We start from the raw sequence: 1,162 nt of genomic DNA on the forward strand, positions 1-1,162 counted from the left end.
ATTATCCATCGCAGTACTGAGTTATCATTCGGGGGGTTTATAGCCCACTCACCTGAGTGAGGTGAGAGTTTCCCTTTTATCCTTCGAAAACGCACATCTCCCGTATCATGAAGAGGAAGGCCGGCCCTCCTGATTCCTGCATGTCATGTACGTTAAGACGAACGAAGATCATCGCAACGATCGGTCCGGCATCTGCTCATCCACGAATTATCAGGGAGATGATCCTCTCAGGAATGGATATCGCACGGGTAAACCTGTCACACGGATCAGCAACCTGGCATGAGGAAACGGTTCAGCAGATTCGAACTCTCGCAGATGAACTAAACCGTGAGATCGGCATTCTTGTTGATATCCCTGGACCAAAGCTCAGAGTGCTGACCGGCTCACCACCCCGTGATGTCATAGCAGGAGACATCATCCATATCGCTGGGGAACATATGAACTCCCCAGGTTCAGTTCTGGTCACGCCCCCTGATTGTATCCCCCCGGTTTGCCCTGGTGATATGGTGCTTATCGGTGACGGTGCTGTCACATTACAGATCTTAAAACCAGGTCCGCCAATGCGTACAACCGTGCTATCTGGAGGAACCATCAGGGAAGGAATGGGGGTTGTCATTCCGGGAAGGAGGCCTGATATTCCATATGCAAGTCCCCGCTTCGGTGAGTATATCCGCCGGGGGGCAGCATTCAGACCAGATTATATCGCTTTGTCATTTGTTGGATCAGCGGCTGATATCCGGGATGCCAGAATCCTCCTTGCTAAACAGGGAATGGCAGATATACCAATCATTGCAAAGATAGAATGCAGGCGGGCTGTTGAAGGACTGGCTGATATCATCAGAGACGCAGACGGAATTATGGTTGCACGGGGAGATCTCGGGGTTGAGATCCCCCTTGAAGAGGTTCCGAATATACAAAAGCTCATCATTACTTCATGCAGTCAGCAGGGGAAGCCGGTAATTACCGCAACCGAGATGCTGGAGTCAATGGTCAGCAGAGGAAGACCAACCAGGGCTGAAGTAACCGATGTTGCAAATGCCATTGTGGACGGAACCGATGCGACCATGCTCTCAGCCGAGACCTCAGTTGGAAAACATCCGGATCAGGCAGTTATGATGATGGCACGGATTGCAACCGAGACAGAAAAACATCTTCCATACCT

1 protein-coding gene is annotated in these 1,162 nt (G+C 50.9%); it reads left to right on the forward strand.

The genetic code is table 11. The annotated features are described in order from the left end of the window. Nucleotides 1-140: 140 nt before the first annotated feature. Nucleotides 141-1,162, forward strand: a 1,022-nt coding sequence (gene pyk / locus PLA23_RS13625; RefSeq protein ID WP_324475574.1) for a pyruvate kinase, incomplete at its 3' end; no start/stop codon positions are given.

This window comes from Methanospirillum sp., from assembly GCF_035406105.1.
Lineage (GTDB): Archaea > Halobacteriota > Methanomicrobia > Methanomicrobiales > Methanospirillaceae > Methanospirillum.